General features: G+C 69.9%; 20 protein-coding genes and 1 pseudogene. 14 read left to right on the plus strand and 7 right to left on the minus strand.

What is annotated here, in order from left to right:
* Window positions 1-8 precede the first annotated feature (8 nt).
* From ABH923_RS04385 to ABH923_RS04400, 4 genes are all read left to right on the plus strand, one after another.
* Window positions 9-614 (plus strand): hypothetical protein, encoded by a 606-nt coding sequence (locus ABH923_RS04385; RefSeq protein WP_370054155.1) that lies wholly within the window; start codon window positions 9-11, stop codon window positions 612-614.
* A 162-nt stretch (window positions 615-776) separates the two neighbouring features.
* Window positions 777-1,874, plus strand: coding sequence for a hypothetical protein (locus ABH923_RS04390; RefSeq protein ID WP_370054156.1), 1,098 nt, complete (start codon window positions 777-779; stop codon window positions 1,872-1,874).
* Window positions 1,874-2,512, plus strand: coding sequence for a hypothetical protein (locus tag ABH923_RS04395; RefSeq protein WP_370054157.1), 639 nt, complete (start codon window positions 1,874-1,876; stop codon window positions 2,510-2,512). Before ABH923_RS04390 ends, ABH923_RS04395 begins: the two co-directional genes overlap by 1 nt.
* A gap of 197 nt (window positions 2,513-2,709) precedes the next feature.
* Window positions 2,710-3,129, plus strand: coding sequence for a hypothetical protein (locus ABH923_RS04400; RefSeq protein WP_370054158.1), 420 nt, complete (start codon window positions 2,710-2,712; stop codon window positions 3,127-3,129).
* 225 nt (window positions 3,130-3,354) lie between these two features.
* Here the strand turns inward: ABH923_RS04400 and ABH923_RS04405 are convergent, their stop codons facing one another.
* A complete protein-coding gene (locus ABH923_RS04405) occupies window positions 3,355-3,996 on the minus strand; it encodes a TetR/AcrR family transcriptional regulator (RefSeq protein WP_370054159.1) in 642 nt (213 codons plus the stop codon).
* Between the two features lie 54 nt (window positions 3,997-4,050).
* Between ABH923_RS04405 and ABH923_RS04410 the strand changes: the two genes are divergently transcribed.
* From ABH923_RS04410 to ABH923_RS04420, 3 genes are all read left to right on the plus strand, one after another.
* Window positions 4,051-4,539, plus strand: coding sequence for a nuclear transport factor 2 family protein (locus ABH923_RS04410; RefSeq protein ID WP_370054160.1), 489 nt, complete (start codon window positions 4,051-4,053; stop codon window positions 4,537-4,539).
* A complete protein-coding gene (locus tag ABH923_RS04415) occupies window positions 4,536-5,444 on the plus strand; it encodes an SDR family oxidoreductase (RefSeq protein ID WP_370054161.1) in 909 nt (302 codons plus the stop codon). Before ABH923_RS04410 ends, ABH923_RS04415 begins: the two co-directional genes overlap by 4 nt.
* A 96-nt stretch (window positions 5,445-5,540) precedes the next feature.
* Window positions 5,541-6,338 carry a patatin-like phospholipase family protein gene (locus tag ABH923_RS04420; RefSeq protein WP_370054162.1) on the plus strand — a complete coding sequence of 266 codons (798 nt, stop codon included), beginning with the start codon at window positions 5,541-5,543 and terminating at the stop codon, window positions 6,336-6,338.
* Between the two features lie 966 nt (window positions 6,339-7,304).
* Here ABH923_RS04420 and ABH923_RS04425 read toward each other — a convergent pair.
* The 3 genes from ABH923_RS04425 to ABH923_RS04435 form a co-directional block, all read right to left on the minus strand.
* Window positions 7,305-7,562 (minus strand): hypothetical protein, encoded by a 258-nt coding sequence (locus ABH923_RS04425; RefSeq protein ID WP_370054163.1) that lies wholly within the window; start codon window positions 7,560-7,562, stop codon window positions 7,305-7,307.
* Window positions 7,563-7,702: 140 nt separating this feature from the next.
* Window positions 7,703-8,776 (minus strand): redox-regulated ATPase YchF, encoded by a 1,074-nt coding sequence (gene ychF / locus ABH923_RS04430; RefSeq protein ID WP_370054164.1) that lies wholly within the window; start codon window positions 8,774-8,776, stop codon window positions 7,703-7,705.
* Between the two features lie 58 nt (window positions 8,777-8,834).
* Window positions 8,835-9,578, minus strand: a complete 744-nt coding sequence (locus tag ABH923_RS04435) for a class I SAM-dependent methyltransferase (RefSeq protein ID WP_370054165.1) — start codon at window positions 9,576-9,578, stop codon at window positions 8,835-8,837.
* Between the two features lie 84 nt (window positions 9,579-9,662).
* Between ABH923_RS04435 and ABH923_RS04440 the strand changes: the two genes are divergently transcribed.
* From ABH923_RS04440 to rmuC, 3 genes are all read left to right on the plus strand, one after another.
* On the plus strand, window positions 9,663-10,244 hold the full coding sequence (locus ABH923_RS04440; protein ID WP_370054166.1) for an exonuclease domain-containing protein: 582 nt from the start codon (window positions 9,663-9,665) through the stop codon (window positions 10,242-10,244).
* Between the two features lie 177 nt (window positions 10,245-10,421).
* The gene (locus ABH923_RS04445; protein ID WP_370054167.1) at window positions 10,422-11,873 is read left to right on the plus strand and encodes a sugar porter family MFS transporter; all 1,452 of its coding nucleotides are present in this window, start codon (window positions 10,422-10,424) and stop codon (window positions 11,871-11,873) included.
* Between the two features lie 114 nt (window positions 11,874-11,987).
* On the plus strand, window positions 11,988-13,424 hold the full coding sequence (gene rmuC, locus ABH923_RS04450) for a DNA recombination protein RmuC (RefSeq protein WP_370054168.1): 1,437 nt from the start codon (window positions 11,988-11,990) through the stop codon (window positions 13,422-13,424).
* Window positions 13,425-13,514: 90 nt separating this feature from the next.
* Here rmuC and glpX read toward each other — a convergent pair whose 3' ends face one another.
* Window positions 13,515-14,516: a class II fructose-bisphosphatase gene (gene glpX / locus ABH923_RS04455; RefSeq protein ID WP_370054169.1), complete on the minus strand. Its 1,002-nt coding sequence runs from the start codon at window positions 14,514-14,516 to the stop codon at window positions 13,515-13,517.
* 147 nt (window positions 14,517-14,663) lie between these two features.
* On the opposite strand from glpX, the gene fbaA reads away from it, so the two are divergent.
* Both fbaA and ABH923_RS04465 read left to right on the plus strand, forming a co-directional pair.
* On the plus strand, window positions 14,664-15,692 hold the full coding sequence (gene fbaA / locus ABH923_RS04460) for a class II fructose-bisphosphate aldolase (protein WP_370054170.1): 1,029 nt from the start codon (window positions 14,664-14,666) through the stop codon (window positions 15,690-15,692).
* A 22-nt stretch (window positions 15,693-15,714) separates the two neighbouring features.
* Window positions 15,715-16,482 (plus strand): DUF6264 family protein, encoded by a 768-nt coding sequence (locus ABH923_RS04465; protein ID WP_370054171.1) that lies wholly within the window; start codon window positions 15,715-15,717, stop codon window positions 16,480-16,482.
* Here the strand turns inward: ABH923_RS04465 and ABH923_RS04470 are convergent.
* On the minus strand, window positions 16,479-17,339 hold the full coding sequence (locus ABH923_RS04470; RefSeq protein WP_370054172.1) for an SDR family oxidoreductase: 861 nt from the start codon (window positions 17,337-17,339) through the stop codon (window positions 16,479-16,481). The genes ABH923_RS04465 and ABH923_RS04470 overlap by 4 nt on opposite strands.
* A gap of 94 nt (window positions 17,340-17,433) precedes the next feature.
* On the opposite strand from ABH923_RS04470, the pseudogene ABH923_RS04475 reads away from it, so the two are divergent.
* Both ABH923_RS04475 and ABH923_RS04480 read left to right on the plus strand, forming a co-directional pair.
* Window positions 17,434-17,796, plus strand: a pseudogene (locus tag ABH923_RS04475) (winged helix-turn-helix transcriptional regulator); the annotation flags it as partial.
* Window positions 17,788-18,612 carry a PP2C family serine/threonine-protein phosphatase gene (locus ABH923_RS04480; protein WP_370057298.1) on the plus strand — a complete coding sequence of 275 codons (825 nt, stop codon included), beginning with the start codon at window positions 17,788-17,790 and terminating at the stop codon, window positions 18,610-18,612. The pseudogene ABH923_RS04475 and the gene ABH923_RS04480, both read left to right, overlap by 9 nt.
* Window positions 18,613-18,763: 151 nt before the next feature.
* Here the strand turns inward: ABH923_RS04480 and ABH923_RS04485 are convergent, their stop codons facing one another.
* Entirely contained in the window at window positions 18,764-19,813 is a 1,050-nt protein-coding gene (locus ABH923_RS04485) for a 4-hydroxy-3-methylbut-2-enyl diphosphate reductase (protein WP_370057299.1), read from the minus strand.
* Window positions 19,814-19,861 lie beyond the last annotated feature (48 nt).

Here is a 19,861-nt window from a genome sequence, read left to right on the forward strand (position 1 = left end):
GCGGCACCATGGACAGCATCCCTTCCTCGCCTGGCAACACTCCCCGGCGCCCCGACCGCGCCGAGCTGGCCGACTTCGCCGACCGACTCCGCGGGCAGCTCGGCGGCCTCCCCGGCTTCGGCCAGTACCCCGGCACGATCGCCACGATCGACGCCGGCCACCTCGCCCACACCCTCGGCACGGGCGCCGACCTCACCCTCCCGTCCGCCGTCGCAACCGGCGACGTCCTCTTCGCACCCGACCTGAACCCCGCGTTCTTCTACTCCTGGGATGTGCACCCCACCCAGCAGCCGGACTGGTTCCGCGTCTCGGTGCGCTTCACGCCGTCCGACTTCGGGATCACGGAGACCCGGTCGTACGACTTCGCGTGGGCGGTGGTCCCGTTCTTCCTCGAACTGGGGGCGGTGCTGACAGTGGAGGCCTCGGCCAACGCGCACGCCGGGCCCGCGACCTGGACGTTGGACGCGTTCGAGCTGCGAACCCTGCATGTGGGCGTCGGGCCGATCGGGCCGGACGAGACGGTGCATGTGGACCTGGTGCGGGGCAGCCCGAACGGCAGCTGGATCTGGCTGCACACGGTGATCGGTGATGCGCCGCTGACGACGGAGCCGTAGCCGACGATGGAAGGAGACACCGTCGCAATTTCCTTCCCGACGGCATTCGGCAGGACACATGAGCCGTGTCGCGCTGGAAACTCCTTCGGGCGGCGCCGAACTCCGCCCCGTGACCTGATCGGGGACGCGCGAGGATGCCCCGCGGCCTGACAGCATCGACCCGTGCCTGCAGAGCCGACCGTCGAACGCGCCGACCTCACCGCGCTCATCGAGCGCGTGCGGCTACGCGATGTCGGCGCCTTCCGTCGGCGCGTAGAGGGCGGCGGCACCGGCGCGATGATCGGCGATCTGTTCCACACCGTCTTCGTCATCGCCCTCACCACGATTTTCGGAGGCTTGGCGGTCCTCGCCCTCCTCGTCGTCGGGGCGGGAGTCGTGCTGCGGGTGCTGGATGACGCAGACCGTGGTTTCGCAGTGATCGCCGGGACGACCGCGATCGCCGTCACGATCTTCGCAGCCTGTTTCGCGCTGGTGGCCTGGTTCGTGCGGCTGGGCGCGGACATCGCGATCCGGGACGGCCGCCTTCCACCGAACTGGCGCCGGCGCTACCGCCTCCACCGCTTCGCCGTGGACAACGGCCTCTCGTACGTCCCCGAGGCAGTCGGCCTCCGCCGCTCCGGCGTGATCTTCACGGCAGGGAGGTCGCCGCGCGGCTACGACATCCTCTCGACGGGGCCCGGCTCGGACTTCGAGATCGGGAACTTCCAGTACGCGGGCGACTGGCGCAGCGAGCGGGCCCTGCGCCGCTTCGGCTACTTCCGCCTCCGCCTCCCGGGGCCCCTCCCGCACATCGTGCTCGAGGCGCGACGCAACCGGCGGTGGTTCGGCCGCAGCAACCTTCCGTGGCGGTTCACCTCGAAGCAGGCGCTGTCGCTGGAAGGCGACTTCGACCGCTTCTTCCGCCTCCACGTTCCGGAGGGCTTCGAGCAGGACGCCCTCTACCTCTTCACGCCGGACCTGATGGTGCTGTTCATGGACCGCGCGTCGGACTTCGACGTGGAGATCGTCGACGACTGGATGTACGTGTACTCCCCTCGGCCGTTCCGGATGGCCGACCAGCGCACCTACGAACGGCTGTTCGCCGTGCTCGACACCGTCGGCAGGCGCACGCTGGACCGGTCCGCTCGTTATACACGCCACCAGCCGCCGAGCCGGTACAGGGTCCCGAGCCGCCTGATCCGCAGCATCCGGATCGGGCCGATCGTGATCCTCGGGGTGTTCGTGCTCCTGCTGGTGAGGCGGCTGGTGATGGGGGCGTGATGAGTGGCGCTGCGAAGCCTGGTCCCGACCGCGCGAGGGACATCCGGCTCCGTCGCTCCAGCCGCGGCACGCGCGTGGCCGCCATCACGACGCAGCTGGTGTTCCTGCTCGCGACGCTGGGTGGGCAGCTCCACCCCTCACCCGATCTCTCGCAGGTCGACCGCGACCTGAGTCCGGTGGCCTGGATCGGAATGGGCGCTCTCGCTCTCGCTGTCGCGCGCACCCTGTTCGTGGGCGTCTACCTCTCGAACGAGCACGTCCGGGTGAGGAGCTGGTTCCGCACCTACACGATCCCGCTCGGCGCCGACATCCGCTGCCGGGCCGTCCTCTACGAGAGCTGGTACGTCACGCGCGGCAACCAGTCCCGCATGGTGCAGATGCTGTGGCTGTCATGGGAGCTCGACGGCGAGCAACGCGCCCGATCCTTCCCGGCGACCGCGGTGCGTCGATCGCGGGCGATCGGCCAGGCGGACGTCGTCAACGCGTTCATCGAGGCTGCAACGGTCGGTGGGACGCCGGATGTGCGGGATTTTGCTCGCGGGACGAGGTGGCGGGCACTGATGGTGGATTCGCGCGCGCGACTGGCGTCGCGGGACACCGAGCGCGCCCGGCACCGGCGGTCGCGGTCGCTCGTCTGAGTGCTCGGGGGCGGTGAGTTGGGCATACGCCGAACCGGTACTCCACCGGAATGCGCGGACGACGATCGTCTGGTATGAGCACTCCACGCGCCATCACCCTCGAGTTGGGGGACTCGCCGAATTCCGCCTCCGGCTAGCGTGATCCCATGCCGGGGGTATCAGCACGCGCACTGAACGCGGCCGCAGTCGGAGCTGTCATGGCGCTTCTCGCCGCGTCACTGACAGGCTGCTACGGCGGGCCCGGCCCTCACGAATACGACCTCGTCGACGCGGCGACTAAGCAGCTCGGGGTAACCGCCGCCGGCGTGGTTCTCACCGAACGGCATTACGGGCAGATGAAACGAATGTCCGGCCCCGGCCCGACAGTCGAGTTCCGGATAGCCACCGAGGATCCGCTGGCTAGCCGCATCATCGTCGAAAACGCGATACGAAACGGGTGGGACGGTTCGCTAGGCGGTGGTCCGATCGTCACGGGGTGGGCATCCACATCCACTGGCGGCTACCAGCTGGAGCTGGCTATCAGTCCGTGGACATCGAATTGGCCGGTCCCCGGCGCCGAGGACAAGACCCAGACGTCGAACCGCTCCGGAATCGACGTCGTGATCTCTCAGTCCTGACCGCGCGTTTGTCGGAACCAGGTCCCTACAGGTTCAACTGGGGCCCCACGAGGTGACGCTGCCCCGACCGTGCCCCGAGATCCCAGGAACCGGACAGGAGTCCGTGTGGGACTACCCGAGGCCGCCGCTGCATCGAGCGCGTCACCGCGCCTGTCACGATCCGTCTGGGCGGGCAGCTCATCGTTGAGACCCGCGACGTCGTCCGGGTGCTCGTGTGGACGTCCGCTAGGCGAGCGCGGACTCGAGCGCACCGGCGATGAACTCGGCGAAGGCGTCGGGAGTCCAGCCTCGTGCCACCACCAGGTCGTCGAAGAAGCGAGAGTCGGTGTAGAGCCACATCACGTCGGCCGCGGCGGCGGGCGTGACATCGGGCCGCAGGAACCCGCGCTCCGCCAGGTTGAGCGCATTGTGGAGCATGCGCGCATGTCGCTCGTCCTCGACCTCTGCCAGCAGGCCGCGCATCTCGTGGTCGCCGGACGCAGCGGCATCCCGGATGAGTCTCATGACGGGGGCGAGCTCGGGTGCGATCTCCCTGGTGAACTCTCCGAACCGGCGGAACAGAGCAGCGGCGTTCGGCGCCGTCGCCTGTGCGGCATCGGACCGTGTCTCGGCGGGAACCTCCGCCGATCCCAGCAACCTCGAGCCGACGATCGCGCGCACGAGACCGGGCTTGCCGCCGAACGCTTTGTAAACGGTCTCGACGGCCACACCGGCGTCGTCCGCGATGGCGGCGACGGTCGTCGCGGCGTACCCCGCCTGCAGGAACAGCCGCTGTGCGCTGCTGATGATGCCCTGGCGTCGCTGCTCGGCCATGCTCCGGCGCCGGCTCGCGTCGTAGCGTCGGCGGGTCTTGTCCCCTGTTTCCATGCGGCGTACACTCCTATTCAGATACAGTCTACTTTATCGAAAATGGAGGCTGTCATGAGCACAGACGATGAGCGTCCCGGTGGGGCGCCAGCAACGGTCATCGACCGCCTGGTGCGGGCCACGAACGCTCACGACCTCGACGCCCTCGTCCGCTGCTTCGGCCCTGGCTACCGCAACTCCACGCCGGCGCACCCGAATCGTTCGTTCGCCGGCTCCGCGCAGGTGCGGGACAACTGGCAGCAGATCTTCGCCGGCGTGCCGGACATCCATGTCGAGGTCGAAGCGGAGACCGTCGACGGTCCGTGGGTCTGGACCGAATGGCGGATGACGGGGACACGCCGCGACGGCACACCGCACGAAATGGCCGGAACGATCATCTTCGAGGTCGACGGCGACAGCATCGCATCCGCGCGTTTCTACGTGGAGCCCGTCGAGCGTGCGAGCGGCACGGTCGGCGACGCCGTGCGGCGGCAGGTGGGGGAAGCGCCCACTGGGGCCGATCCCCAGGTCGTTGCGCAGGCGGCAGAGGTCGTTTCGCCGTGATCCTCATCGCGGGCGGCACCGGACGGTTGGGAACCGCAGTCCGCGAGGGCCTGGAACCCGGCCAGGTCCGGGTGCTGACGCGAAACGCCTCGACCGCAGAGCTGATCCGAGAGGGTGGATCAGAGACAGTGGTCGGCGACCTCGCCGACGCAGAAACGGTCTCGCGTGCGGTCGTGGGCTGCCGCGCGGTGGTCCTCGCCGCATCCGGATTCGGGCCGATGGGGCGTTCGACGCCTGCCGGAGTCGACCGGGACGGGAACATCGCTCTCATCCACGCAGCGCGCACCGCGGGTGTCGAGCACGTCGTCCTGGTATCGATGCACGGTGCGGCTCCGGACGCACGGCTTCAGCTTCTCCGCATGAAGTGGGCGGCCGAGGAGGCGCTACGTGCCTCCGGCGTGGGATGGACGATCGTGCGTCCCACCGCGTTCCTGGAGACGTACCTCGACGCGGTCGGGGCCGACCTCCCACGCAACGGATCGACGCTCGTCTTCGGACCGGGCACGGTCCCAGTGAACTTCGTGTCTGTCGACGATGTGGCCGGCCTCGTCGGAGAAGCCCTGCGAAATCCGCACCTGCGCGGGGAGACCGTCGAGTGGGGCGGCGAGGATCTGACCCTCGGACAACTCTCCGATGCTCTGCGATCGGCGACCGGCGTGTCCGGCCCGACCAAGCGGATACCGATTCCGGCGCTCCGCGTCATGGCGCTCGCCTCCAGGCCGTTCTCGCCGTTCCTCGCACGCGTCGCGTCCGCCGCGGTGATCATGAATACGAACGACATGACGTTCAACGCTGCCCCGCACCGCGCCCGCTACCCCGGGCTGCCGCACACCACCCTCGCAGAGGCCGCTACGCGGTGGGCGGATGTCCACCAGGGCTCGGTTGCACGCCGAGCCGGGGCCTGAGCGGCAACCGACGCAGCCACCTGGTCAGCCTCCCGCACAGGGGTCTCTCATCTGCTCGCTGATAGGGTCGCGCGCATCGAAATGACGGAGAACGACATGAGCGACGATCGCACCCTGGGTCTCACCCTGGGCGGTGGAGGCGCGTTCGGCGCTGCGCACGTGGGGGTTCTCCAGGTGCTCGCGGAGCGCGGCATCCGCCCGGGGATCATCACTGGCACGAGCTCCGGCGCCCTGGTGGGCGCAGCATATGCTGCGGGCTTTGAGCCACCCGCGATCGAGCGCGCCGCACTGAGGTTCCGCTGGAGCGCGATCGCCCGGTGGTCGCTCACACCGCGCTGGGGACTGCTCGACACGCATGCGGTCAGGCATTCTCTCCACCGCCTCCTGGGCTCGGATCCGCTCATCGAGCACCTCCCTCGCCGGTTCGCCGCCGTCGCCACCGATCTCCGAACCCGCCAGGCCGTGACGATCGACGAAGGACCGCTGAGCGTCGCCCTGCGGTCGACGATCGCGGTGCCAGGGCTCCTCCCTCCGGTGCGCCGCGACGGGAGGCTGCTGGCCGATGGCGGCATCGTCGACAACGTTCCGGTGCAGGCCACTCGCGCTCTCGGCGCGACCCGCGTCATCGTGGTGCGCCTGCACGCGAAGTGGGAGAACGTTCGGATGATGCGGATGGTCACACGCACCGCCGACCTCAAGCGCGACCCCTCAGTCGTGCTCATCCAGCCCGAGATGGGCGGGATGGCGCAGTGGGGGATGTCCGATGTGCCGCGTCTCATCGCCGAGGGGCGGCGAGTAGCGACCGCCGCACTGGATGAAGCCGAGTCGCGCGGGACACTCGCAGGTGCGCACGAGCCCGAGCGGGTCGGCGAGCGGATGCTCGACGTGGCCTGAACTCGGCGATTCCGCTGTGTCACTCATCGAGGAGGAGATCCGTCCCGACACGCCGCCGGATGCAGCGTAAGGGAGGAGATCCCGGGCCGTTCGCCCGGGATCTCCTCCCTTTTCGACACGGGCGCAGGCGCCGGCAGCCATACGCGACGCCGGACACGCGGGCTACACGTTGAACCTGAATTCCACCACGTTACGTCACGGATAGGTATTGGCTTCTGCGTGGTGACAGCTGCTTCGAGCGCGATGTAGAACGGGGGGCAGTGCGCGCCATTGGTGGATGTATCCCCTGACCTTTCATATCGTTACGGTATGTCAGCGATCCCAGGGAAACAGGTTCACCGCGATCTGGCAGCGCTTCTGAGTCCCGCCCTGGAGAAGGAAGCCTTCCGTCGGCTCCGCCCTGGATCGACAGCAACGTGGTTCAGACCCACTGGAGAACAGTTCCTCCTCGTGTGGGTCCAGCTATCGCGATCCGGTGACCCGTTCGGTTGGTACGGGGCCTCCCTGACTTTCGAGTTCGAGCTAAGCAACGCAGAGGTGCGCGGGACCGGTCGGGTGAGGGAACGACTGCCTCGCTTAATCTCGTACGAGGAGCGGGAGGAGATACGAGATAACCAGAATGCGGTTATCGGTCGGTTGCCTCCGGCTCCCACCTCTGCACTCACGCAACTTCCGGTGTCCTTGCGATCCCAGTATCTAGCTCACGCCGATCAGCACACTGAACCATATGCGGAGAGCGAAGACGTTTGGCTCCGATATGCAGACGCCCGAGACCTCGAGAGCTGGTTCCCGCTCCTACAGAGGATGGTCCCTGCTGCTGCTCGCGAAGCTGCGATCCGGTTCGGGGTCGCCACCACTCGCAATACGGTCGCTGACGATGGGGACGTCGAGCAAAATCCCAGATCAGCTACACATTAAACCTGAACTCCACGAAACTCCAACGAACTACAACGTCCTGCGAGCACTTCAGCTGGCTGGATCCTCGTCCGCGAACCATCCCTCAGCTTCGCTCACGGTGAGCCCATGCGTGTAGGCGACGAGTTGACCGAGGAACTCCGTTCGGTTGTAGTCGGCTCCTACGCTTCTGGCGCACCAATCCCCGTCATCCAGTTTCACAAGCATGAAGACCGACTCGGCCTTGGTGCCCTCGGGCAACGGCGCCACCAGTAGCTCTCCCAGCACATGCGCCGCGGGAACGGGATCACGATGTTTATCAGGTGCCATAACTGACATTGTTCAGCACCGGGAAAGAATCTCCACCCAGAAAAGGAGAAGCGGTCGTGAAACTCCTTCCCGACGCCGTTCGGAAGGAGTCGGGCGGCGTGTCGCGGGCTGATCTCCTGTGGGCGGGAAGCCGCGGTCGGCTACACGTTGAACCGGAACTCCACCACATCCCCATCCTGCATCACATACTCTTTCCCCTCCATGCGCGCCTTCCCGCGCGCCCGCGCCTCTGCGACGCTGCCAGCGTCGACGAGGTCGTCGAAGGAGATCACTTCGGCCTTGATGAAGCCCTTCTCGAAGTCGGTGTGGATGACGCCGGCCGCCTGGGGGGCCTTCCAGCCCTTGTGGATCGTCCAGGCGCGGGACTCTTTCGGGCCGGCCGTGAGGTAGGTCTGCAGGCCGAGGGTGTCGAAGCCGATGCGGGCGAGCTGGTCGAGGCCGCTCTCCGTCTGGCCGGTGGAGGCCAGGAGCTCGGCGGCGTCGGCGGCGTCGAGGTCGATGAGCTCGGACTCCAGCTTCGCGTCGAGGAACACGGCCTGGGCGGGCGCGACCAGGGCGGCGAGCGCGGCCCGGCGGGCGTCGTCGGTCAGCACGTCCTCGTCCACGTTGAACACGTAGATGAACGGCTTCGCGGTGAGCAGTCCGAGCTCGCGGATCGGCTCCAGGTCGATCGTGGAGGCCGACAGCGGCTTGCCGTCGTTCAGGAACGCCATCGCCTCGCGGGCGGTCTCGAGCACGACCGGCTCCAGCTTGCGGCCCTTGACCTCCTTCTCGTAGCGCTGCTCCGCCTTCTCCAGGGTCTGCAGGTCGGCGAGGATGAGCTCGGTGTTGATGGTCTCCATGTCCCCGGCGGCGTCCACCTTGCCCGCGACGTGCACCACGTCGGGGTCGGAGAATCCGCGCACCACCTGCGCGATGGCGTCGGCCTCGCGGATGTTGGCGAGGAACTTGTTGCCGAGGCCCTCGCCCTCGCTCGCGCCTTTCACGATGCCGGCGATGTCGAGGAACGACACCGGGGCCGGGAGGATGCGCTCGCTGCCGAACAGCTCGGCCAGCGTGTCGAGGCGCGGGTCGGGGAGGTTCACGACCCCCACGTTCGGCTCGATGGTCGCGAACGGGTAGTTCGCCGCGAGGGCGTCGTTCTTGGTCAGCGCGTTGAAGAGGGTCGACTTGCCGACGTTCGGGAGTCCGACGATACCGATAGTGAGAGCCACGGTCGTCCATTCTACGGGCGGCAGCGGTGGGCAGCCGCCGACCTCGGCCCGCCCGGTCTCAGCCCAGGGTCGCGCGGTAGCACCGCGTGACGTACGGCAGCTCGATCCGCTCCGCCCCCGCCAGCTCCGGATGCTCGGCGTGGAGGCGGCGCAGCGACGCGATCACCGCCGCCTGCGCGTCCGGGTCCTTCGTGATGAAGTAGCTGCGCGAGCGCGCCAGATCCAGGAGGCCGTTCAGCGTCATCGCCTGCACCCAGTGCACGTCGTGCCGCTCCAGCTCGCCGAACGGTGCGCCGACGGCCGGCTCCTCCTCCTGTCCGAAAGTCGCGTCACCCGCGCCCATCAGCTCGCCCAGCTCGCGCACCCAGTCGACGCTCTCGTCCCGGTCGTTCCAGACCAGGCCGATCCTGCCGCCCGGCCGCAGCACGCGCGCGACCTCCGGGACGGCGCGCTCGCGGTCCACCCAGTGCCACGCCTGCGCGGCGACGACAAGCCCGGCCCCCGCGTCGGGCACAGGGATGCTCTCGCCCGACCCGATCCGCGTCTCCGCCTCCGGGATGCGCTCCGCCAGCACGCCGAGCATCTGCGGCGACGGGTCCACCGCGATCACGTCGAAGCCGGCGTCCACGAGCGCGCGGGTCAGCTTGCCTGTGCCGGCGCCGAGGTCCACGACCGGGCCGGTCACGCCCTCCGTGAGCCACGCGACTGCGTCCGCCGGATAGTCCGGCCGCGCCGCGTCGTACAGTTCCGCCGCCCGGTCGAACGCACGTGCGTGCGCCTCCCGCTCCCGTCGCTCCCGCATACCTGCGACCCTACTCCGGCGATTTTCGGAGCTCCGCGGCGTGGGCGACCGGGCGACGTCGGTGGGCCGTGCGAGAGTTCGGGCGTGCCACTGGACTTCACCGCCATCGACTTCGAGACCGCGAACTCCTCTGCGGCGTCCGCCTGTTCTGTCGGGCTGGTGAAGGTGCGCGACGGCCGCGTGGTCGACCGCGCGAGCTGGTTCATCCGGCCGCCGCTCGGGCACGACGTGTTCCAGGAGTGGAACGTCCGCATCCACGGCATCCAGCCGCAGGACGTCGCCGGCGCCGCAGGCTGGGTCGACCAGCTCGCCGACCTGGTGGAGTTCGCGGAGGACGACCACCTGGTCGCCCACAACGCCGGCTTCGACATGGGCGTCATCCGTGCCGCGTGCGCCGCCACCCTCGTCGCCTGCCCGGAGTACCGCTACCTGTGCAGCCTCCAGGTCGCTCGGCGCACCTACCACCTGGAGTCGTACCGCCTGCCGGTCGCGGCGATGGCGGCTGGGTTCGAGGACTTCCACCACCACGACGCCCTCGCCGACGCGGAGGCCTGCGCGGCCATCGTCGTGCACGCAGCGCGCCGCCACGACGCGGCCACGATCGACGACCTCGCCGCCCTGACAGGCGCCCGCGTCGGGCGCATCGGCATGGCCGCCGCGGCGTAGCTCCCACCCGCTCGGCGTCGCACACTCCGGCGCTCCGCAGCGCTCCCGCGCGCCCTCTCCTGTGCGGGACACCATCACCCAGTCATCAGGCATATACACCTCAGTAATGAAAGCATTGCAACTTCGTTCGTCACGTTCTAATGTCCAGACATAGCAACAAGACGCGAAGGAGCGACCATGACCGCATCCCCTCACCCGGAGGCCGCCGAGACGGCCCCCGGCACCACCGCCTCCGCAGGCCCGACACCACCGGACACCGACGACCCCCGCGCGCGCCGCTTCCTCCGGCGGATCGCCGTGCTGGCCACCTTCGGCGGCCTCCTCTTCGGCTACGACACCGGCGTCATCAGCGGCGCCCTGCCGTTCATGCAGTTCGACCAGCGGCCGCTCACCCCGCTCGAGGAGGGCACCATCGTGTCCTCGCTCCTCTTCGGCGCGGCACTCGGGTCGTTCCTCGGCGGCCGTATCGCCGACCGCCGCGGACGCCGCGGGCTCATCGGCGCGCTCGCGGTCGTATTCTTCATCGCGGCCCTTGCGTGCGCATTCGCGCCGACGATCGGCGTCATGATCGCCGCCCGCTTCGTGCTCGGCCTCGCCGTCGGCGGCGCGTCCGTCGTGGTCCCGATGTACCTCGCGGAGCTCTCCCCCGCCGCCCGACGCGGCCGCATCGTCACGCAGAACGAGCTGATGATCGTCTCCGGCCAGCTCGCTGCGTTCGTCGTGAACGCCGTCCTCGCCTCCGTCGTCCCCGAGCACGCCGCCGTGTGGCGCTGGATGCTCGTCGTCGCCTCCCTGCCGGCCGTCGTGCTGTTCTTCGGGATGCTCGTCGTGCCGGAGAGCCCGCGCTGGCTCATCCTGCACGGGCGCTTCGCGGAGGGGCTCGCGGTCCTGCGCCGCATCCGCGCCGAGCAGCAGGCCGAGCGGGAGGCCGAGGAGATCCGCCGCCACGAGGAGCGCGCCGTGCGCACGCCCCTGCTCACGGAGCTCGCCGTGCCGTGGGTGCGACGGGTCTTCGTCATCGGACTCGGGATCGCGATGGTGCAGCAGCTCACCGGCGTGAACTCGATCATGTACTACGGCGTCCAGATCCTCCAGAAGTCCGGCTTCGACCAGCAGGGCGCGCTCATCGGCCAGATCGCCAACGGCGTCATCTCGGTGCTCGCCACCTTCGTCGGCATCGCGCTGCTCGGCCGGGTGGGCCGGCGCCCGCTGCTGATCGTCGGCCTGATCGGCACGACGACGTCGCTGCTGCTGGTCGGCGGCGCCTCCGCGCTGCTCGCCGGATCGCCCGCGCTGCCGTTCGTGGTGCTGTCGCTGACGGTGACGTTCCTCGCGTTCCAGCAGGGCGCGGTCTCGCCGGTCACCTGGCTGATGCTCGCGGAGATCTTCCCGGCCCGCATCCGCGGCGCCGCGTTCGGGCTGGCCGCGCTCATCCTGTGGCTGACGAACTTCCTGGTCGGCTTCCTGTTCCCGCAGCTCGTGGACGCGCTCGGGATCTCGCCCACGTTCTTCCTGTTCGCCGTCGTGGGCGTCGGCGCGGTCGTGTTCGTCGCGCGCAGCCTGCCCGAGACGCGCGGGCGCAGCCTGGAGACCCTGGAGGCGGAGCTGCGCGACCGGTTCACCCGCTGAGCCTGCTCGCAGCGGGCGGGCTCTCGGGCCGGCACGAGGGCGGGGCGGGAGCGATTTCCCGCCCCGCCCTCCGTCGTCGCGGCCGTTGTCGGCGGCCCCTGCGACACTGAGCGCATGGACTTCCCCGCACTGCTCCTCGGCCTCCTGCTCGGTCTCCTCGTCGGCGCGGCGGGGGCCGGATACGCCGTCGCGCGACTGCTCAAGAGCCGCGAGGCCGCGGCGCCCACCGTGGAGGACCCGGCGATCGTCGCGGCCCGCCACGAGAGGGAACTCCTCGAGGTGCGCGCGGAGGAGGCGGGCAAGCAAGCCGAGCTCCGCGCGGAGCTCGCCTCCGCCGACACGCGCGTCGACTCGCTGCAGGAGCAGCTCCGTGGGGCGCACGAGCAGCTCCGGGAGACCACGGAGCGGCACCGCGCCGAAGCCGTCGCCCAGACCGAGCGCGAGCGTGCCGAGAGCAAGGTGCTCCAGGCGCTGGCGCCCGTGCGCGAAAGCCTCAGCGACATGCAGCGCAAGGTGATCGAGCTGGAGACCCAGCGCAACCAGCAGCACGGCCAGCTCGCCCAGCAGCTCCGGTCGGCGGCCGAGTCGGAGGAGCGGCTGCGCAGCACCGCGGAGTCGCTGGCGTCCGCGCTGCGCTCCAACAGCACGCGCGGCGTCTGGGGCGAGACCCAGCTCCGCAGCGTCGTGGAGGCCGCCGGACTGATCGAGCGCGTGGACTTCGACGTGCAGTCCAGCATCCACTCGGAGTCCGGCGCCGGCCGACCCGACATGATCATCCGGCTCCCCGGCGGCAAGAGCATCGCGCTCGACGCCAAGGTGCCCTTCAACGCCTACCTCGAGGCCAGCCAGATCCCCGCGACCGCGACCGGCGCCGAGGGCGCGCAGCGCGAGGCTCTCCTCAAGCAGCACGTCAAGGCCGTCCGCGACCACATCACAACTCTGGGCAGCAAGGCGTACTGGACGGGCCTGGAGTCCTCCCCCGAGATGGTCATCGCGTTCATCCCGAGCGAGTCGCTGGTCTCCTCGGCCATGGAGGCGGACCCGTCGATCATGGAGTTCGCCTTCGGCAAGCGGGTCGCCCTGGCCTCCCCCGTGACACTATGGTCGGTGCTGAAGACGGTGGCGTTCAGCTGGCAGCAGGACGTCCTGACCCAGGACGCCAAGCAGCTCTTCGACCTGAGCCGCACGCTCTACACCCGGCTGGGCACCACGGCCGGCCACATCGAGAAGCTCGGCCGCTCGATCGAGCGCACGGTCAAGGACTACAACGGCTTCGTCGGCTCCTTCGAGCGCCAGGTGTTCCCCACGGCCCGCAAGCTCGCCGCGATCGACGAGTCGAAGGTCATCGGCGTCATGGAGGGCATCGAGGAGGCTCCCCGCGAGCTCACCGCGTTCGAGCTCGTCGACGAGCTGGAGGCGCAGGCAGCGGCGCGCATCCGCGTGGAGGCCGCCGACGACGACGCCCGCGACATGCACGGCATCGACAAGCTCGCCATCGAGGAGCGGGCTCGCGCCGCCGCCGCCGACGACGAGGCCTCCGGCGCCGCCTGACACACGCCCAAGTCCCGCCGAGGGGCACGTAAACGCCCCTAAAACCGCGTCTTAGGGGCGTTTACGTGCCCCTCGACATCCCCTCGCGACTTACATCTCGTCGGCCGAGAGCCACTTCTCCGCGAGGTGGTCCGCGACCACGCGGCGGATGGTGCCCGACTTGGAGCGCAGAACGATCGACTCCGTGCGGATGATCGGTCCCTTGCGGCGGACGCCCTCCACCAGGCCGCCGTCGGTGACGCCGGTCGCGACGAAGAAGGTGTTGTCGCCTTTCACCAGGTCGTCGGCGCCGTAGATCCGGTCCATGTCGAGGCCCGCGGCGATCCCGCCCGCGCGCTCGGCGTCGTCCTTCGGTGCGAGCCGGCCCTGCATGAAGCCGCCGATCGCCTTGATCGCACACGCGGTCGTGATGCCCTCCGGGCTGCCGCCGATGCCGACGCACAGGTCGATGCGCGACTCGTAGCGGGCCGCGTTGATCCCGCCGGCCACGTCGCCGTCGAGCATGAGGCGCGTCCCGGCGCCGGCGGCACGGATCTCCTCGATGAGCCCCTCATGCCGCGGCCGGTCCAGCACGGCCACGCGGATCTCGCCCACCGGCTTGCCCTTGGCCTTCGCCAGCTCGCGGATGTTGTCGCCGATCGACTGCGACAGGTCCACGACGCCGCGGCCCTCCGGCCCGGTGACGATCTTGTCCATGTAGAAGACGCTGGAGGCGTCCAGCATCGTGCCGCGGTCGGACACCGCGATCACCGACAGCGCGTTCTGGCGCCCGGCCGCGGTCAGCGAGGTGCCGTCGATCGGGTCGACCGCGATGTCGCAGGCCGGGCCGCGCCCGTTGCCGACGTGCTCGCCGTTGAACAGCATCGGGGCGTTGTCCTTCTCGCCCTCGCCGATCACGATCAACCCGTCGAAGTTCACCGTGCCGAGGAACTTGCGCATCGCGTCCACGGCCGCGCCGTCCGCCGCGTTCTTGTCGCCGCGGCCGATCCACGGAGTCGCCCGGATCGCCGCCGCCTCGGTCGCCCGCACCAGCTCCATCGCCAGGTTCCGGTCGGGGTGAAGGAAGAGGGACGCGGTGTCGGTGCTGGTCATGATGGGTCCTCCCGGACGAATCGAAACGACGGTGTCAGCCGCCAGGCGACGGCGAAGCCCAGTGTATCGAGGGGAGGTCGCCGGAGGCACCGGACCCGCGTCGGTATGATGAGTCCCGTTCGACACCCCGATTCCCAAGGAGCCGCAATGCCCATCGCCACGCCGGACCAGTACGCAGAGATGCTCGACAAGGCGAAGGCGGGCGGCTTCGCGTATCCCGCGTTCAACGTCTCGTCGTCGCAGACGATCAACTCCGTGCTCCAGGGCCTCACCGAGGCGGGCAGCGACGGCATCATCCAGGTGACCACCGGCGGCGCCGACTACTTCGCCGGCCAGACGGTCAAGGCCCGCGCCACCGGCGCCCTCGCGTTCGCGAAGTTCGCCACCGAGGTCGCGAAGAACTACCCGATCACCGTCGCGCTGCACACTGACCACTGCCCGAAGGGCGCGCTCGACGACTTCGTGCTGCCGCTCATCGCCGCCTCCGAGGAGGAGGTCCGCGCGGGCCGCAACCCGATCTTCCAGTCCCACATGTGGGACGGCTCGGCGGTCCCGCTGAACGAGAACCTCGAGATCGCGCAGGAGATGATCAAGCGCACCAAGGCCATCAACGCCATCCTCGAGGTCGAGATCGGCGTCGTCGGCGGCGAGGAGGACGGCGTGCAGCACGAGGGCTCCAACGAGGCCCTCTACACGACCCTCGCCGACGTCGAGAAGGCCGTGGAGGCCCTGGGCCTCGGCGAGAACGGCCGCTACATGGCCGCCCTCACCTTCGGCAACGTGCACGGCGTCTACAAGCCGGGCAACGTCAAGCTGCGTCCGGAGCTCCTCAAGGAGATCCAGGACGGCCTGGCCGCCAAGTACGGCACCGGCCCGAAGCCGCTGGACCTCGTCTTCCACGGCGGCTCCGGCTCGACCGACGCCGAGATCGCCGAGGCGGTCCGCAACGGCGTCGTGAAGATGAACATCGACACGGACACCCAGTACGCGTTCACCCGCTCGGTCGCCGGCTACATGTTCGACAACTACGACGGCGTGCTCAAGGTCGACGGCGAGGTGGGCAACAAGAAGGCCTACGACCCGCGTGCCTGGGGCAAGGTCGCCGAGACCGGCATGGCCGCCCGCGTCGTGGAGGCCACCCAGCAGCTCGGCAGCGCCGGTCACTCCGGCAAGTAGCCCACCCACGTAGGCTGGGGGGATGAGCGAGCACGACCCGGAGAAGGCGCCGGACGAACGACCGCGCCCGAAATACGGCGAGCTCGCCCCTCCCGGCTGGGTGTGGAAGCCCCCGCAGGACACGGACCGGCTGGACACCACGCACCACAGCCCGGCGGCGTCAGAGGTCGAACAGCCTCCCGCAGCGCCGCCCCAGCCCGGGCCGTACGGGCAGCACGACGGCGCCCAGCACGACGCCGGGCAGCACGCCGGCGCCCAGCACGGCGGCGAACAGCACGGCTACCCACGTCCGTACCCGTTCAGCCCCCAGCTCCGGGCCGACGCGCCGCGCTGGAACGTCACGACCACGATCGTGCTGCTCGTCGTCGGCTTCTTCGGGATGTCGTACACGATCGGAACCCTGCAGGGCCTGCCCGCGACGATGCAGCTCCTGCACTCCTCGCTCAACCTGGGCAAGTACGTGCAGGACCCGTCCGTCGCGCCCCTGATCACCGGCGGCACGATCGCGATGGCCGGCATCTGGGCGATCTCGCTCGGCCTCTCGGTGTGGCTGCTCGTGCAGAAGCGGCTGGCGTTCTACGTCCCGCTCGTCGCCGGGATCCTGGCGTTCATCACCCTCTTCGTCATACTGGGCCTGATCTTCTCGACGGACCCGGTGCTGCTCGACTACTACAACGGGATCGGGCCCGCGACGCCGGGCCCGGCCACGCCAGGCCCGACCTCCCCGGCGCCGAGCTCGCCACTCCCGACGAGCCCGGCTGCCACCCCTGGGGCCTCGACCTCCGCTTAGGCTGCGCGCGACTCCGCGAGTCCCGCGGCGAGCGGCGTCGTCGGCCGGCCGATCAGCTCGCTGAGCGTTTCGGTCGCATCGGCGAGGGCGCCGTCGCGGATGTTGCCGTCCAGCGCGACCACGAAGCCGGCCGTGCCCTCGTCCAGTCCCGCTTCGCGCAGCGCCGCCCCGTGCTCCTCCGGCGTCACCGAGCGGTAGGCGACCGGACGGCCGAGCAGCTCGCCGATGACCGCGGCGAGGTCGTCGAACGTCCACGCGACATCGCCGGCCAGCTCGTAGACCGCCCCGTCGTGGCCGTCGGTCGTAAGCACGACGGCCGCGGCCTCCGCGTAGTCCTTGCGGGAGGCGCTGGCGACCCGTCCGGTCGCCGCGCTGCCGACGAGCTCGCCGGTCGCGGAGGCGACGTCGACCTGGCCGGTGTAGTTCTCGGTGTACCAGTTGTTGCGAAGCACCGTCACCGGGAGCCCGGAGGCGGCGAGCAGCTTCTCGGTCTCGGCGTGCTCCGGCGCGAGCACCAGGTCGGTGTCGTCGGCGTGCGGCGCGCTCGTGTAGACGATGCGGCCGACGCCGGCTCGCACGGCCGCGTCGATGGCGTTGCGGTGCTGCGGGATGCGCTGGCCGACCTCAGATCCCGAGACGAGCAGGAGGGCGTCAGCCCCGGCGAACGCCGCGTCCAGGGTCTCCGGCTTCCCGAAGTCGATCACGGCGGTCTGCACGCCGCGCGCGGCCAGTGGGGCGAGCCGCTCGGCGCTGCGCCCGAGGGCGCGGATGTCGGCGGCGGGCACCCCGCGGTCGAGGAGGGCGTCCACGGTGAGGCGTCCGAGGTGTCCGGTGGCTCCGGTGACGACGATGGTCATGGTGTGTTTCCTTTCGGTCGGTCGTCGTTCGCAACCGCCGTCGTGCCGGGAAACTTCCCTGTCGGAGGTACCCACTTTTCGGTAAGTTACTGACGTGGACACCAGATTCGACTCGTTCGAGGCCCTCGGCTTCACCGACGGCGTGCTCCCCTCGGAGTGCCCGTCGCGCATCGTGCTCAACCACGTCACCAGCACCTGGGGCGTGCTCGTGCTGGTCGCGCTCGCGCGGAGCGACCTGCGCTGGGGGGAGCTGCGCCGCACCGTGCAGGGCATCAGTGAGAAGATGCTCGCCCAGACGCTCCGCACCCTGGAGCGGGACGGGTTCGTCCTCCGCACCGCGCAGCCCACGGTCCCGCCGCGCGTCGACTACAGCCTCACCACCCGCGGCCGGGACGTCACCGAGCACCTCCTCCCGCTGATGGGCTGGATCGCCGACAACGCCGACGACATCCTCTCCGGAGCCCCGCCCGCGCCGCTCGGCTTCGAGACCGGGCAGGGCTCGGTGAGCGGGGACTTCCGCGACGGCAACGAGGACTCCCTCTACGCCTCGGCCTGGTCGGCGTTCGTGGCCGACGGCGTGGGAGGCCATGCGGCCGGCGAGATCGCCTCCGCGACGGTCGCGATCCGGCTGGCGTCGATGCTCGACGCCACCGAAGGCCGCGTCCCCGGCGAGGCGCGGCTGCGTGAGCTGGTCGCGATCGCGAACTCCGACCTCGCGCTCCGCGTGCGGCTCGACCCCGCGCTGGCCGGCATGGCGACGACCCTCGTCGGGCTCTTCGCGGACGGCGAGCGGATCACGGTCGCGCACACCGGCGACTCACGCGCCTACCGCCTGCGCGACGGCGCCCTGGCGCAGATCACCGAGGACGACTCGCTGGTGCGAGAGCTGCTGGCCACCGGGGCCATCGGCGAAGGCGATGTCGCGGAGCATCCACTGCGGTCGGTCGTCACGCACGTCCTCCGCGGGGATGCTGAGGACGCCGCCGCGCTGCACGTCGCGTCCGAGCCTGCGCGCCGCGGCGACCGCTGGCTGCTCACGAGCGACGGGCTCACCGACTACGTGCCGATCCTGGATGTCGCCGAGACCCTTGCATCCGCCGCGACGCCGCAGGACGCGGCCGACGCGCTGGTCGCGCTGGCGCTTCGCCACCGCGCCCGCGACAACATCTCCGTCGTCGTCGCGGATGTCGTGGAGCTCCCGGAGGCTCCGGTGTACCGCCCCGCCTTCGGCGGCTCGGCCGCCGCCGACCCCGCCTCCGCGCGCACGCTCTGACGCCGCGCCCCGCGACATTCGTCACGAATGTGCGCTATCGCGCCGCCATTCGCCACATTCGTCACGAATCGCGAAGCGCGACATTCGGCACGAATGTGCGCTTTGGCGGGGCGGTTCGCGACATTCGGCACGAATCGGCGGCGTGGGCGGGTCAGGCCTGGGCGCGGCCTCCGAGCGCGCGGGCGTCCTGCCGGCCGCTGATGTCCTTGCGGAGCTCCTTCGGCAGCGAGAACATCAGGTCCTCCTCCGCCGTCTTGACCTCCTGCACCTCGCCGTAGCCCGCGCCGGAGAGCTCGTCCAGCACCTCCTGCACCAGCACCTCCGGCACCGAGGCGCCGCTGGTCACGCCCACGGTCGCCACGCCGTCCAGCCACTCCTGGCGGATCTCGCTGGCGTAGTCGACGCGGTAGGCCGCGCTCGCGCCGTACTCGAGGGCGACCTCCACGAGGCGCACCGAGTTGGACGAGTTGGCCGAGCCGACCACGATCACCAGGTCGGCGTCCTCCGCGACCTTCTTGATCGCGACCTGGCGGTTCTGCGTCGCGTAGCAGATGTCGTCGCTCGGCGGGTCCTGCAGGTTCGGGAAGCGCTCGCGGAGCCGGCGGACCGTCTCCATCGTCTCGTCCACCGACAGCGTGGTCTGCGACAGCCACACCACCTTGTCCGGGTCCTTCACCTGGAGGCGGTCGACGTCCTCCGGCCCGTTGACGAGCGTCACGTGCTCGGGAGCCTCGCCGGCGGTGCCCTCGACCTCCTCGTGGCCCTCGTGGCCGATCAGCAGGATCTCGAAGTCGTCGCGGGCGAAGCGCACGGCCTCGCGGTGCACCTTGGTGACCAGCGGGCAGGTCGCGTCGATGGCGAGGAGGCCGCGATCGGCCGCCGCGTTCACGACCGCGGGCGAGACGCCGTGCGCCGAGAACACGACGTGCGCGCCCTGAGGCACCTCGTCGACCTCGTCCACGAAGATCGCGCCCTGCTGCTCCAGCTCGGAAACCACGTGCACGTTGTGGACGATCTGCTTGCGCACGTAGACCGGCGCGCCGTAGTGCTCCAGCGCCTTCTCGACGGCCACGACGGCGCGGTCGACGCCGGCGCAGTAGCCGCGCGGGGCCGCCAGCAGCACGCGCTTGTGTCCCTGGACCGGGATATCCTGAAGCCGCCCGCGCTCGCCGGACTCCCGCTTGACGGGGATCCGGGGCATGGGGAGGCTGATGGTCGCATCGCTCACCCCTCGATCGTACGCGGTGGG

The organism is Leifsonia sp. EB41 (assembly GCF_041262565.1).
Classification (GTDB): Bacteria; Actinomycetota; Actinomycetes; order Actinomycetales; family Microbacteriaceae; genus Leifsonia.